Origin of the sequence: Streptomyces milbemycinicus, assembly GCF_002154605.1 — a bacterium.
In the GTDB taxonomy this organism is placed as follows: Bacteria; Actinomycetota; Actinomycetes; order Streptomycetales; family Streptomycetaceae; genus Streptomyces; species Streptomyces milbemycinicus.
In genome coordinates this window covers 1-13,609 of sequence record NZ_MUNE01000093.1, presented here as the reverse complement: position 1 = coordinate 13,609, position 13,609 = coordinate 1, and the positions used below count along the sequence as shown (strand labels likewise).

Annotated in this window: 13 protein-coding genes and 3 pseudogenes; 12 read left to right on the top strand and 4 right to left on the bottom strand. The window is 68.0% G+C overall.

Going from position 1 to position 13,609, the window contains the following annotated elements; translation table 11 throughout:
• Positions 1 to 523: 523 nt before the first annotated feature.
• The 8 genes and pseudogenes from CCN51_RS08250 (at position 524) to CCN51_RS08225 (ending at position 8,357) form a co-directional block, all read left to right on the top strand.
• On the top strand, positions 524 to 1,270 hold the full coding sequence (locus CCN51_RS08250) for a phosphotransferase family protein (protein ID WP_014173742.1): 747 nt from the start codon (positions 524 to 526) through the stop codon (positions 1,268 to 1,270).
• Positions 1,271 to 2,402: 1,132 nt separating this feature from the next.
• Positions 2,403 to 2,699 (top strand): annotated as a pseudogene (locus tag CCN51_RS59855) (transposase); the annotation flags it as partial.
• A gap of 139 nt (positions 2,700 to 2,838) precedes the next feature.
• Positions 2,839 to 3,222 (top strand): hypothetical protein, encoded by a 384-nt coding sequence (locus tag CCN51_RS59850; RefSeq protein ID WP_355510481.1) that lies wholly within the window; start codon positions 2,839 to 2,841, stop codon positions 3,220 to 3,222.
• 1,067 nt (positions 3,223 to 4,289) lie between these two features.
• Positions 4,290 to 5,399, top strand: a complete 1,110-nt coding sequence (locus CCN51_RS08235; RefSeq protein ID WP_043488942.1) for a hypothetical protein — start codon at positions 4,290 to 4,292, stop codon at positions 5,397 to 5,399.
• Between the two features lie 167 nt (positions 5,400 to 5,566).
• On the top strand, positions 5,567 to 5,743 hold the full coding sequence (locus tag CCN51_RS54830) for a hypothetical protein (RefSeq protein WP_014173739.1): 177 nt from the start codon (positions 5,567 to 5,569) through the stop codon (positions 5,741 to 5,743).
• A 605-nt stretch (positions 5,744 to 6,348) separates the two neighbouring features.
• Positions 6,349 to 6,888: a hypothetical protein gene (locus CCN51_RS08230; protein WP_143675746.1), complete on the top strand. Its 540-nt coding sequence runs from the start codon at positions 6,349 to 6,351 to the stop codon at positions 6,886 to 6,888.
• Positions 6,889 to 7,063: 175 nt separating this feature from the next.
• A pseudogene (locus CCN51_RS54250) lies at positions 7,064 to 7,357 on the top strand (amino acid transporter); the annotation flags it as partial.
• 64 nt (positions 7,358 to 7,421) lie between these two features.
• The gene (locus tag CCN51_RS08225) at positions 7,422 to 8,357 is read left to right on the top strand and encodes a DUF5996 family protein (RefSeq protein ID WP_014173737.1); all 936 of its coding nucleotides are present in this window, start codon (positions 7,422 to 7,424) and stop codon (positions 8,355 to 8,357) included.
• Positions 8,358 to 8,411: 54 nt separating this feature from the next.
• On the opposite strand, the gene CCN51_RS08220 is transcribed toward CCN51_RS08225, so the two are convergent.
• The 4 genes from CCN51_RS08220 to CCN51_RS08205 all read right to left on the bottom strand — a co-directional run bounded on the left by CCN51_RS08220 (position 8,412) and on the right by CCN51_RS08205 (position 11,866).
• A complete protein-coding gene (locus CCN51_RS08220; RefSeq protein WP_014173736.1) occupies positions 8,412 to 8,771 on the bottom strand; it encodes a UBP-type zinc finger domain-containing protein in 360 nt (119 codons plus the stop codon).
• Between the two features lie 35 nt (positions 8,772 to 8,806).
• Positions 8,807 to 9,280, bottom strand: a complete 474-nt coding sequence (locus tag CCN51_RS08215) for a VOC family protein (RefSeq protein ID WP_014173735.1) — start codon at positions 9,278 to 9,280, stop codon at positions 8,807 to 8,809.
• A 315-nt stretch (positions 9,281 to 9,595) separates the two neighbouring features.
• Complete coding sequence (locus CCN51_RS08210; RefSeq protein WP_238545590.1) at positions 9,596 to 9,922, bottom strand: transposase; 327 nt, start codon at positions 9,920 to 9,922, stop codon at positions 9,596 to 9,598.
• A gap of 987 nt (positions 9,923 to 10,909) precedes the next feature.
• The gene (locus CCN51_RS08205) at positions 10,910 to 11,866 is read right to left on the bottom strand and encodes an AraC family transcriptional regulator (RefSeq protein ID WP_014173732.1); all 957 of its coding nucleotides are present in this window, start codon (positions 11,864 to 11,866) and stop codon (positions 10,910 to 10,912) included.
• Positions 11,867 to 11,949: 83 nt separating this feature from the next.
• Here CCN51_RS08205 and CCN51_RS08200 point away from each other — a divergent pair, with 83 nt between their 5' ends.
• From CCN51_RS08200 to CCN51_RS56330, 4 genes and pseudogenes are all read left to right on the top strand, one after another.
• Positions 11,950 to 12,786, top strand: a complete 837-nt coding sequence (locus CCN51_RS08200) for an NmrA family NAD(P)-binding protein (RefSeq protein WP_014173731.1) — start codon at positions 11,950 to 11,952, stop codon at positions 12,784 to 12,786.
• A 77-nt stretch (positions 12,787 to 12,863) separates the two neighbouring features.
• A pseudogene (locus CCN51_RS08195) lies at positions 12,864 to 13,133 on the top strand (hypothetical protein); the annotation flags it as partial.
• A gap of 35 nt (positions 13,134 to 13,168) precedes the next feature.
• On the top strand, positions 13,169 to 13,342 hold the full coding sequence (locus CCN51_RS55740) for a hypothetical protein (protein WP_014173730.1): 174 nt from the start codon (positions 13,169 to 13,171) through the stop codon (positions 13,340 to 13,342).
• A gap of 37 nt (positions 13,343 to 13,379) precedes the next feature.
• The coding region (locus CCN51_RS56330) for a hypothetical protein (protein WP_211303210.1) at positions 13,380 to 13,609 on the top strand (230 nt) is incomplete at its 3' end.

Sequence of the window (13,609 nt, the reverse complement as noted above, 5' to 3'; positions counted from 1 at the left end):
GGCGCGCAGGGACTCGGTACGGCGCGGTAGGTCTACCGGATCGGGTGACGGACGAATCGGGCACCGTTGACACGTCTGCGAGTTGGGAGCACGAGGGCTCCCAGAGGGCTCCCCATTGCTCCCAGCCCGGACATGGTTAAGGCCGCTTCCGCTACCCGCGGAAACGGCCTCCGACCTGCTATGATGCTGGTCGGGACGACAGGATTTGAACCTGCGACCCCTTGACCCCCAGCCCAGCGGCAATTCTCCTCTTATGGCCCACTTTAATACTCCTGCAGATCTGGTGCGCTGTCAAGTTCCTTACGACGCCATAGACGGCAGTCGTCAAGTGTCAACGCAGTGCTCCCACAAACGCATCCGACACAGGTCCTCGCTAAGGACTCCCCATAAAAGTGGTGAGCTTGACCTGGTCAGAGGTCGGTGTCGTGCACGAGGCCGCCGGGTAGCGGGACGCGGTCAGCCGCGTAATCGCACGCGATAAACCTGGCGACGCCGGCGATCATCCCCGGGATACTGATCGCCCATGGATGAGGTCAAAGTCGTCGTCGCCCATTCCGAGCGCGCGACTCTGCGCGTCGGTGACGTGTTCTTGAAGGTGGACGCCGATCAGGCGCGCATCGACGTCGAGGTCGAGGCGATGTCCCTCGCGCCGGTCCCGACCCCGGAGGTCCTGTGGCGCAAACCGCCCGTGCTCGCGATCGCCGCACTCCCGGGGACGACGCTTGGGCGCCTCGGCGGGCCGTCGACCGGGTCGCCGACGGCGTGGACCGCGGCGGGCGCCGCCATCCGGAAGCTGCACGAAGCGCCCCTGCCGCCCCTGCCGGGCCGGGCCGGCCGGAGCATCGTCGCGCTGGCGGCGGAACTCGACAACGAGTGCGAGTTGCTCGTGACGAACGGTGTCCTGCCCGCTGACCTGGTCACCCGCAACCGCCAGGTCGCCGAGGCCGCGCTCCGGCCGTGGACTGCGGCGTTCACACACGGCGACCTGCAGATCGCGCACGTCTTCGTCGACGGCGACGAGGTCACCGGCATCATCGACTGGTCCGAGGCGGGCCAGGGTGATGCCCTGTACGACCTCGCCACCTTCACGCTCGGACACGAGGAGCACCTCGACGACGTCATCGCCGGCTATGGCACCGACATCGACCTCGACGTGATCCACGCGTGGTGGTCGTTGCGAAGCCTGCTGGCAGTTCGCTGGCTGATCGAGCACGGCTTCGACCCCTTCACGCCGGGCTGTGAGGTCGACGTGCTGAGATCCCGGATGTGAGGCTGCGTGGGCCCGACTGCTACGTATGCGACCTGGTCCCCCCAGGTCGGAGCGGCCCCTGCAGACCAGATCCTTTGGGACGGGGCAGGTGGGCAACGCGCCGCCTCATCAGGGAGCGGAGGTTCAGGACCGGTACGTACGAACACGCGTCGCGGCAGCATCTGCCATGGAATGCGCGCAGGCTATGGGCTGTGCGCGCAAACCTAGCAAATGGGCTAGCGCCAGCAACTGGGTAGCTGTCAGCATGGCTACCCATCCAAGGCATCGTCGTTGCCAAATTCAAGGCGGGGGCTTTGATGAACCTGTCCGGTATTGCTGCCATCCTCGCCCTTGCGGGAATTCCCGCTAGTCTCTTGGTCGCCCGCTGGCACTCTCGCGCCACCCTGGCTCAGCTCAGGCGCAGGCTGCTCTTGCCCAGGCGGAGGCGACGTACAAATCCGCAGTCGACGCCGTGAAGGAAAAGGCGAAGGCTGATCATGAAATGTGGCTACGGATTGAGCGTAAGAATGCGTGTGTGGGCTTCCTGAGGGCTGTTGATGAGCTACGCAGGGAGGAGTCCCCTACCCTTCTTCACTCACGAATCAAAACCCACAATGCCTTTTACGAGGTTGAGGCGTTGTGTCCTGACAGTATTCGCTCCCCAGCTAAAGTATTGGACCGTCGATGCAGCGACTACATCAGTGAATTCTGCAGGTTGACTCCCGATGAGCGAGAGGAAAAGTGGGCGCTGGTGCGGCTAGCTCGGGAGGATTTCTCAGAAGCCCTACAGTCCTACCTTCACGGGAATCACGGACGGTCATGACAGTCGTTCGACGCAGGAGACCACCTGCGCCAGCGAACCGCAAGCGCGCAACCTTCATGTCCCGTCTCAAACGATCTGGCACCGGCTCAGGTCTCTGACCTGCAGCGACCAGATCAGTTGAGACATGGGGATGCTCGGAATCTCGGTTGATCTGGTCTTGGGCGAGAGGTTCCCGGATGTTGTCTCAGAAGCCGTATCTGAACCGATCATGGAACGTGCGGGTCGAACAGGTTTTTCGCCGGGGTGATCTTCCCGTCGTACGCGTATGAAGACGGGGCCTCTCGGTAGCTCGAGGATGCGAATCCAACCGAGCAGTGCCGGGAGGCCCTGATGTCGTTGTTGTGCGCCTCCGAACGCCTCCCGTCCAACGCGGCTGCACGATCGTGTGATCACCTCGCGCACGCGTACGGCAACGCGGTCGGCCACCGGGACCGGGAACGCCGGTATCCCTCCGACATGTCGGACGCGGAATGGGCGGCCGTCCGGCCTCTGCTGCCGGTGCCGGCCTGGCTTTGGGGGAGGGGCGGATCGCCCGAGGGTCACTGTCACCGGCAGCTGCTGGACGTGATCCGTCACCTGGTCACGGGCGGGATCTCGTGGCAGGCGATGCCCGCGGACTTTCCCGGCTGGGGTCGGGTCCGCGCCTTCTTCCGCCACTGGCGCGAGCGCGGGCTGATCACAGACTTCCACGACCGGCTGCGCGGGAAGTCCGTGAACGGGAGGGCCGCGAGGCAGGGCCCACGGCGGGGGCATCGACGCGCAGTCGGTGCGGGCCGCCGCGACGGTGTCGGCAGCCTCACGCGGTTACGACGGCGGCAAGAAGGTGCCGGGCCGCAAACGGCACATCGTGACCGACACCCTCTTGCGTCAGTGGCCGCATCATCGATGTCACCGTCGGCCTCGCGGCGTCGTCGGCCGTGTTGTCAGTGGCCTGCGGCATGATGCGGGGCACGTGACGGCCTGCCCGACAGGGGCTTTGAGGCCGTCCTCGACGAGGGGAGTGCTGTGCGTAGGCCGGTCGCAGGCGAGGTGCGTGTTCACGATCGTCAGATCTACGTCGAGAGCGATCCGGACAGCGCCAGACCTGACCTCGCCAAGGCGCTCGCGTACCAGATCGGGGGGTTGTGCGGGGCTGCGGTCCCAGGTGTGATCGTCCTGTCCACCGGGCTGTACGCGGGCGACGTCGGCTTTGTCGTGGAAGTCCACGACGCAGCCCCTGTGCTGGACCCGGTCTGGGATGACGTGATGGAGGTGTCCTTCCGCCCCGAGTCGGAACGCACAAGTTTGGTGCAGGGGGACGGCGAGGCCGCGTGGGACCTGGGTCTCGCCCGGACCGACTACCGGGTCCGGTACTGCGCCCGGGGGATGGACGAGGGACGGGAACTCTCCACCAGAGTGGCCGGGGAGTCCCGGGCGGACAGCTACCTCCTGCAGTTCTGGCCTGCCCCACCCCGCCCGGACGAGGTGATCCGCCACACCTCGCGGATGGCCGGGGACCTGCACTGGAACGTGCGCCGGACGGCGCGTACGCCCGAGCAGCTCGCCGAGGCCGAGCGCCTGACTCGCCAGGTGTTCCAACGGGCCGCCGAGGAGCGGGCCGAACAAGCCGCCGAGGGGCGCCGCCTGCACCACGAGGAGTGGGAGTGGGGCGGGCGGCTGCCGAGCGAGAGGCTGCGCGGTGCCCGCGAGAGCAACGTCCTCGGTCTGCTCCGCTTCGACAGCGACCTGGTGCACGCCCTCGATGTCGTGGGTCCCGAGGTCCAGCGTGCAGTGGCATTGCTGGCCGCGCGGCGGGCCTGCGAGGCTGCGGGCCTGACCGATGTGCCGTGGGTCGCTCAGGCGCTCTCGGAGTCGGCAGAGGGACGCCCTCTGCCGCCGCCGTTCGACGACCCGGCCCGGATGTGGGAGGCCCTGCGCTCCGACCCTCGTGTACCGGACAGGACGGTGCTCGAAGCGATACCTCCGGAGTGGCCGCCGTACGTCCCGCCGCCGTTCGCGGACACAGGGCGCAAGGTCGTCGTGGTGCCCCTTGCCGTTACGCCGCGCACCCCGGGACGGATCTCACAGCCGCACTTCGCTCTTCCCGCCGTGCTCGCCGCCGCCAAGCCCGCCCCGCTCATAGCAGCACTGGACGCGGTGTGGCATGCGCTGAACACGTACGGCGAGCACTACCCCGAGCTGCTGGACGAGATCCGGTCGGTGTGCGCCGAGCGGGCAATGAGCATTGCCGCCGCACTCCGTATCCGTACCACCCCGCCGCGGCTGGTCGACGTCACCGCGGTCGCCCCGCAACTGGCCCCGCTGGCACGCACGGCGACCCGGCTGCATCCCCGCCCCGGGTCGCCCACGCCGTACGACAGCTCCGTCGGCGGGCCGCTGCTGTGGCCCGCCGACGAGCCGTGGCCGCACTGCGAGGGACCGCACGAGTGGGACGGGTGGAACGAGATCCTCTCGCCCGAGGACGTGCGGCAGCGGCGACGCATCCGGGCAGCGGTGGCGAACCGGCCGGGCGGCGATCCCCCGGGGACCCGGTACACGCCCGAGGAGCTGGCGATCGAGGAGCGGATCAAGGCCGGCCGCCCGTGGCCCGAGGGCCCGATCGCCATGCTGCCCGTGGCCCAGTTGTACGTACGCGACGTCCCCTTGCTGCGCCCGCCCAAGCAGGCCGAGGCAGATCTGCTCCAAGTGCTGTGGTGCCCCTTCGACCACCCCGCGCAGCCCGAGACCGCGCTGTTCTGGCGGTCCGCCGCCACAGTCACCGACATCCTCGACACACCCCCCGAGCCGCCCGCGATCCAGTTCCCCGGCTACCTGCCGGAGCCGTGCCTGCTCGCGCCGGAGCAGATCACTGAATACCCCAACATCATGGAACTGGGCAAGGAGCTCCAGCGGCAGCTGGAGGACTGGCGCAGGTGGCAGGCGGCCGGCGCCGCTCTGGACAGCTTTGACAACACACCGTACCCGCTGGACAGCTCTGACACGCCCTACTCGAAGGATTTCTACAACGAGCTCTACACGGGCAGGATGTCCGTCGCTCCCGGCTGGAAGGTCGGTGGATGGACCCGTTGGGGCCTCACCGATCCCCTACCCCGGCTCTGCCCCTCATGCGGCACCGAGATGGATCCGCTGCTGACCATCGCCTCGGGCGAATGGAACTCCAACTATCCCGACTGGATTCCCGACGAGGACCGAGCCCGCTCTCTGTCATCCACCACCCATCCCGAACCGCACAACCCGACCATGCTCGACCTCGCCCGAGGCTACGATCTGCAGCTGCACGTCTGCCCGGTATCCCCGGACCATCCGCACATCGAGCTGATCCAGTGAGCCGTTCCCCAGTCAGCGGCTGCGCCGCCGTCTGCCGGACTTCGGCGGCGGCCGCCAGCTCCAGTTCCAGCAGGTGATGCTCCGGCGTCGGCGATCTCCAGCCGACCCGCCAGGTACTCCGTGACCTCCACCGGTACCTCGCACGGGTCCAGTAGGAACCGCGCGAGGTGAATGCCCGTCAGTTCAGGCGTCCGCCGCTGGCCGCGGAGGTCGACGAACGCGGACGCACCGCGGTCGTGATCGACGAGTCGCACCTGCTGGACCACCAGGAGTTGATGAGGACGATGACCACCAGGCCGCCCACCATGAACCCGCTCGGGTTGCGACCCCTTCAGGGGCGATGAGGACGAGCTGCGGAGATGTCCGGCATCTGGCGCCCCGTGCACTGTTGCGACCCCTCCGGGAGTGATGAGGACCTAATACTGCAACGGTGTTTGTTCTGAGTGCTGGGCAGTTTTAGTTGATCTGGTCTGGCTCTGCCGTTTCGAACTGATACCACGCCTGGGTCGTCAGCCACGACTGGTAGTCCCTGAAGATGCCGGCCAAGCCGTAGGGCTGCTCTCGCGCGTCGAAGGAACTCGCCCAGGAGCCGATGCACCTGGCGGTCTATGAAGAATCACCGCCATCGCTGTCGGCGTACACCCAGGCGTGCTCAGGCAGGTACACGGCTACGTACCCAGCCTCCGCAGGCAACATATGGGCTGCGCCCGCCTGTTGACGCAGCCTGCTCGCTCCAGGAGCAAGACGGCCGCGCTGTGGCCGACCCGTGTTCATGCCACCGGCCACACGGGGCAATCGCTTCCGCTTCTCCAGCCACGCTCCGCGCAGCCCTGACTCAGCAACAGGAGAGAGGATGGCACGTGACAGTCCAGGTCGAGCGACGTGCTGCAGCTGCTGTGCCAACATGAGTGGCCGTGATCAAGACGCGGACGGTTGCCGAGGAGCCAGCGTGAGACGACGCAGCATCGGATTGGCGGTCCCCCTGGCGGCTCTGGCGCTGCTGACCGCGTGCGGAGGTTACGCGCAAGACATCTGCACCCTGATCGACACGCCCGCCGGGATCCGGGTCGCTGTCCACCCGGAACTGGCGAACAGCGTGGCCGACGCGACCCTCACAGCCTGCTGGGACGGCACATGCCGGAAGCGCACGCTGCAGCTGGACACCTGGCCGGAAGAACCGGCGACCCCAGGAAACCCCGTAATGACCACGGAGTCCGCTACCGCCACAGAACCCCCGGCAGCGAGGGCCCCGCAAAACCCCGAGCCTTCTCTCCCCTGGCCTGGCTTCGTGGTCATACGGGACCTCCCATCAAGTAAGCCGATACAGGTCACGCTGGTATTCAAGAACCAGCGGGGCGCCACCGTGCTCGACCGACAGATCAGTACCACCACCCCGCAGCCCACCTATTCCAACGGCCGCAACTGCTCGCCGGACGGCTCCCAGGTGCGCCTGACGGTCACCAGAGAGGGCACGCTGATCCCACGCTGACCGTCCGCGCCCCAACGGAAGTGGGCAGGCGAGGCGTTCAGTGGCGTCTTCAGGACGTGGGAGCCGCCGTTCTGGGCGGGGCCGGCTATCGGATGGCCCCAGCACTCCGGCGTCCAGCCTGCTGGGTACGTTTCCGTGTACCGAGCTGGGTACTTTCACGCGAACGCCGACAATCGCCTGCGTCCGGTACTTCCGCCGCGACCTCACCGCCTCCGGCCGCGACCTGCTCGTCAAGGGCGTGCTCCCGGGCATCGGCGGGCTGATGCTGAGTGCCGCGTTCCTCCAGAGCCTGAAGGACATGTGGGACCCGGCCTACAGCAGCGGCAGCTCGGTCGCGGGCGTCGGCTCGGTCTTCGTCATCGCGTGGGCCCGGCCTCGTGCTGATGCTGGTCATACAGCGCCGCAGCCCGGCCCTCTTCTGCGGCGAGGTGCTGCACGCTCCACGCCGGCTCTGGTGGCCGAGGACTGAACCGCTCCCTCCGGCCCCCGGCGCGGGTGCCGGACTCCGCACGTGGGGTCATCATGGGAGCGTGATGGAGCTTTTCCCGCCGATGCCGCTGATGGAGTGGCGGGATACCAAGGAGACGCTGCACCGCTTCGCGCAGATCGTCGGCAAGATCCGCCTGGCGGCGAGTGTCCGGTGCAACCACTGGTGGAACGTCCCGTTTCATGTCACGGGGCGCGGCATCACCACGCGTCCGATGGGGCAGGTCGACGGGAATCCGATCTTCACGATCGACTTCGACTTCGTCGACCACCGGCTCGTCGTCGCGACGCTGGACGGCGAAGAGCGGTCCTTCCCGCTTCCGGGCCAGTCCGTCGCGTCCTTCCACGACGCGACCCTGGCCGCTCTGGCCGCGCTGGGGGTCCGGGTGGACATCGCCATTCCCAGGCCCTTCGACCTGCCCGACGCCGGCCGGCCGTTCGCCGAGGACACCGAGCACGCGACCTACGATCCCGTGGCCGCCAACCGCTACTGGCGGGTCCTGAGCCAGGTGGCGTCCGTGCTGGAGGAGTTCGCGGCGGGCTACTCGGGAAAGAGCAGTCCGGTGCACCACTTCTGGCATACCTTCGACATCGCCCACAGCCGGTTCTCCGGGCGACGGATCGACCAGCCCCGGCAGGTCGACCCCGTTACCCGGGAGGCGTACTCCCGGGAAGTGATCAGCTTCGGCTTCTGGTTCGGCGACGACACCTTCACCGAGCCTGCCTTCTACTCCTACACCGCCCCCGAGCCCGCTGGCCTGGCCGGGGAGCCGCTCAGCCCCGCGTCCGCGCGGTGGGTCGCGCGCGGCGACAGCCACCTGGCTGTGCTGCGCTACGACGCGGCCCGCGTCGAGACCGATCCCCGTGCCGCCGTCCTCGCCTTCTACGAAAGCGCCTACCGGGCCGGGGCCGGACGCGCCGGATGGGATATCGCGGCGCTCGCGTGCCCCGGAGGCATCACGGACCCGGTCCGGCAGATCTGACTCCCGGACCGGAGGGTCCACTCCCGGACCGGAGGGTCCAACGATCGAGCACGGTCAGTGGAGCTGCCGCTCCCAGTCCCCAGGGACCTTGTCCCGGGGGCCCGGAGTGGGCTGCGAGGCCGGGTGCGCGGTGGGCGGGGCCAGCTCCGGCCCCTCGTAGTACTGAGCGGTCTCGATGTTCCAGAAGCAGTCCTCACCCGGTTCGAAGCTGGTCAGCAGGGGGTGTCCGGCCTCGCGCGCGTGTTTCGTGCCATGTTGCGCGGGCGAGGAGTCACAGCATCCGATGTGCCCGCAGGCGGCGCAGCGCCGCAGGTGGAACCACCACCCCGGTCCGTCCCCCGCCAAGCACTCCACGCACCCGGTTCCGCTGGGAGTGGCGGTCGGATCGAGACCTGGGATCTGCCGGTGTGCCATGAGGGATGCCTCTCTAGTGAGGCGCCGTTCAGCGGTCAGGTTTCGGTGCCGGTGCGTGCCAGGAGGCCCTTCAGGAGGCCCGTGGCCTGTCCGACCTCGATGAGGTAGCCGTCCGGGTCGCGCATGTAGCAGCGCAGCTCGGCGCGCCGGTCGACGGGCGGGGTGAGGAACTCGGCTCCCTTGGCGCGGGCCGCTGCGTAGAACCCGTGGATGTCCGCCACCCGTACGTTCAGGAAGCTGGAGACGGTGTGGGGGTCCTCCGGTGTGCGCAGGACGACGTCGGGTTTGTCGTCGGTGGGCCCGCCGCCGGGGTTCATGATGATCCAGCTGTTGGCGACCTTGATGATGCAGGGGTTCTCGTCCAGCACCACCTGCCCGCCCAGCACATCGGCGTAGAACGCCCGCGAGCGAGGGATGTCGCCGACCGTGAGGAAGTGCGTGAGCACCAGGCCCTCGGCCGGTGCGGGAAGGTCCTCGGCTGACGCGCCTGCGGAGATGAAATCGGACATATGCCGACTGTATGGCGTGGGCGGCCGCCCGGCATTCCCACCATGCAGAGCCCGTCAACCGTCGTCCGGCCCGCGGCCGGGCCCTTCTGCAGAGCCCGCCGTGGGCGGATGAGGACACCGGCCTGGTGTCCTGAGTCGGCGTCCGCACCTAGCGCCGGCGCTTCCTGGACGGCATATGCGACGAGCCCAGGCCGGACGTCCCCAGGAAGATCACCGACGCGAGAGCCCTTCGAGCTTCCACAGCAGGGCATCACGGGCGGACTGCAAGTAAGAGTGAAGGTCAGACCCGATGCGTGAAGGGTGTCAATATCCCGATCAGGCCGCTGAGCTGGGCGTTTCCTGTGGATGGAGAAGTCGTTGGGGTGGCGTGGTGTGGTACTCGTTGAGCAGGCCGCCGAGTAGCTGTCGCCGTCGGACTACGGCAGCAGGCAGGGGGATGGCGCTCGGGTGGTCGTCCGGGGCTCGTAGGTCGAGGCTGCGGTGGGCCCGTCCGGTGTTGTAGTGCTCGGCGTACGTGGTGAGGACGGCACGGAGGTGTCGTTCGCCGGTGATGAGGAGGCGGTCGGTGCATTCGGCGCGGGCTGTACGTATCCATCGTTCGGCGAACGCGTTTGACCGTGGGCTTTGCGGCGGAGTCGGGATGACGGCTATGCCGTTGCCGGCGAAGACGGCGTCGAACGCGGCGGTGAACTTGCTGTCCGGTCACGGATGAGGAACCGGAAGCACCCAGCCCTGTCCTCGAGGTCCATGAGCAGGTTGCGGGCGAGTTGGGTGCCCCATGCGCCCGTAGGGCGGACGCTGACGCCCAGGACACGGACGCGCCGGGTGGCGATCTCCATGACGAAGAAGACGTAGAGACGCCTGAGGAAGACGGATGTTCTCGCCACACGTCGACGAGACGGGCGAGCAGGGAGTGGAAACCGAACTGCCAGGCCACCGGATGCCCTTCGGCGGTCATGGCGAGCGCGCCGAGAATCTCACCGTCACTGGTGAGAAATCCCGCCGGTGCCAAGACCGCCAAAGCCTTCCTGAGCTGACAGTCCAGCACAACGACGACCCAGCACGACGACGACACGGAGCGCCGGAACCCCGTGAACAACAGACGACGGAGGAATCTGATGCCCCAGACGACCGAGACGGGACTATAAAATGTGCAATGCTGTCCCGCTTTCGATGGTGACGAGCGTTGCCTCAGCCGAGCAGGATGCGGTGTCGGAGGAGGGAGACGTTCGGACGCTGCTGCGCGTGCACTGCCCACGCCGCCAGTACCGCAGGTTCTGGGTGTGGACGACTTCGCCCTGCGCCGCTGGCACCGCTGCGCGACCATCCTGGTCGACGCCGAGACCGACGAACGCACCGACGTGCTGTTCGGCCGGAGCGCCAACGCTTGGGAGTACGCGTGACCAGCCCTACCCCGCCACCTTATGCGTTAAGAGAGCGCTGGTCGCGGGCGGGTTGCGATACGCCGCACCCACCGAACTCCAAGCGCTTAGTGATACGGCCCTCAGAGGCCAGCCGCCCTCCCCCCTACTCCCCGGTCTCACAAACCACCGCCCTTGGATCAGGCGATACCGGAGCGGTGGCAGTTGTGGGCGCGATCCGACTCGGATGTGGTGTACGCATCAGTTCCTAGCGCGCCCTGCCTGTCCTGTGCTCGCTCGGGCTGACGCCGCAGACCTTCTTGAACGCGGCACTCAGCGCAAAGGCGCTGGAGAAGCCGACCCGGCTCGCCACGGCACCGAGCGTCGCGCCAGGCTCACGCAGCAGGTTGGCGGCCAGTGCGAGGCGCTGCTCGCGGAGGTAGGTCATCGGGGGCTGCCCGACCAAGGCGGTGAAGTTGCGGGCCAAGGCCGCGCGGGACACACCGGTCTTGGCGGCCAGGATCTCGACCGTCCAGGGGTGGGCGAGATAGGCGTCCAGCAGCCGCAGGGCATGCCCGACCACGGGGTCGCTGTGCGCTCGGTACCAGGCGGGGACCTCGGCGCCGGGGCGAGTGAACCAGGCCCGCAGCGCGGTGATGAGCATCAGGTCGAGCGTCCGGTCGAGCAGGACCTGCTGGCCGGGAGCCGGACAGGTGAATTCCTCGAACGCGGCCGGGTTGACGGGGCAGGACCCCTGCCCTGCTGGGACGACAGCGAGTGGGGGCAGTACCGCAAGCAGCCGACCAGGGGTGCCAGCCTCCACGGTGTAGAAGCCGTTCAGCAACACTGTGCCGCCCGGCCCGGGTTCGTCTTGCAGGCTCGTATGCCGCGCGGCGCTCTGCTCCTGCCCGCCCGGAATGGTGCAGCGCCCGTCGGAACGGATGACCCTCTCCGGCTCGGTGGCCGGGTCACCTGCGATGACGTAGGGGGCTCGGCCGCTGAGCACCGCGACATCCCCTGGATCAAGCCGCACCGGCCGGCGGCCCTGGGGAGTCACCCAGGCCGGGCCCCGCAGGGGCACAGCCAACGCGAGCGGAGAACCGTCCTCGAAGCGCACCGCCCAGCTGCCGGACAGGGAGGACCGATTGAAGACCGCCCCGGTGGTCCGCACGCCGTTCAGCAGGTCCGCCAGCGGGTCCGTCCCGGTCGGGATCTGGGCGTCCATAATGGTCAGCGTAGACGAACGCGTATGGACGCGAGCGTGCTCGCCATGGCGCGCACCTGTGGGTGTCGAGTTGTCTGGAGGGTATGAGTAACGAGACGATTCTGGTGACCGGCGCCACCGGCAAGACCGGCCGCCGCGTGGTGCGGCAGCTGCGGGACAAGGGCGTCACCGTGCGGGCGGTCTCCCCCTCCAGCGAGGCGCGGTTCGACTGGACGGACCGCACGACCTGGGCCCCGGCCGTGCGGGACGTGACCAGCATGCACCTGGTCGCCCCCGACCTCGGCAGCCCGCAAGCGGCCGGGAACATCGCCGCCTTCGCCCATGAAGCCGCCGCGGCCGGAGTGCGACGCGCGGTCCTCATCTCCTTTCCTCCCACCGACACCCAGGGCCTGGACCAGGTGTCGACAGCCGAGCACGCCCTCGCCGAAGCGGGCCTGGACGCCACGGTGCTGCGGCTGCGGTGGTTCTTCCAGAACTTCAGCGAGGACTTCCTGCGCGACCCCGTGCTCTCCGGTGACGTGCGGCTGCCGGCCGGGGACGGCAAGGAAGCGTTCGTGGATGCCGAGGACATCGCCGCCGTCGCCGTGGCGGCCCTCACCGAGACCGGGCACGCCAGCCAGGTCTATGAGCTGAGCGGCCCCAGGCTGATGTCGTTCGCCGAGGCGGTCGCCGACATTGCCGACGCCACCGGTCGCGACGTCCGCTACACCCCGCTGGCTCCCGAGGAGTATGCCGCCGAGCAGCGCGCCCAAGGCGTCCCCGAGGAATGGGTGCACCTGACGGTCGACCTGTACGCCCACATCCGCACCGGGGCCCTGGGCTCGGTCACCGGCGACGTGGAGAAGGTGCTGGGCCGCCCGCCCCGCGACTTCGCCGACTACGCCCGCACCGCCGCTGCACAAGGCGCCTGGAACACCTGACGTCTGTTTTCTACCCTCCGCCCCGTCCTCATCATCGTCCAGACCGACCGCGTCCACCTCGATGAAATCGCCGCGAGGTGTCTGTCGAACTGCCTCGGGATGCACTGATCGTATTCACGGGCGTATGTGGGTCCGGTAAGTCAAGCCTGGCGTTTCGACACGATATTCACAGAGGGGCAGCAGCGTTATGTCGAATCCCTGTCGGCATAAGCGCGGCAGTTTCTCGGGCAGCTCGACAAGCCCGACGTCGATGCCGTCGAGGGGCTGTCCCCGGCGATCGAGATCGATCAGTGGACATCGAGCCGCAACCCACACGCTCCACGGTCGGCACCATCACTGAGGTCTACGCCCGCCTGTGCCAGGACCCCGAACAACGGGATCGATGGCGAGCACTCATGGTGGCCCGTCCCGCCGACGTTCCCTGCGGGACTTCCTGACCGCGATCCTGATCGGCTTCAGTGAGCTCTTCGGCGACTATCTGCGACGATTGAAGTTCTGCCTGCCCCAGGCAGGCACCGGCACCATGAACCCCCCAACCTCGGCTTCGCATTCCTGACGGGGTAGACGGTGGCGCTGGACGAGCACCCTCCGACATGCAGCAACTGCTGCTCGGCCACCACATGAGACTTGTCCTGCCAGACTCGAACGATGCCGTTCAGGACGTAGACCGCCTCGACCGTCTTGTCGTGGTGGTGCGGAGCGGTCGGGCGGACGGTGTCCCCCGAGGAAAGCGACACCGACAGCGCTACACCTCACGCGTCGTCGTTACGGACGGCACCCCCTTCCCCGACCCGGTCCAGGACCCCGAACTCCCCTACCACCC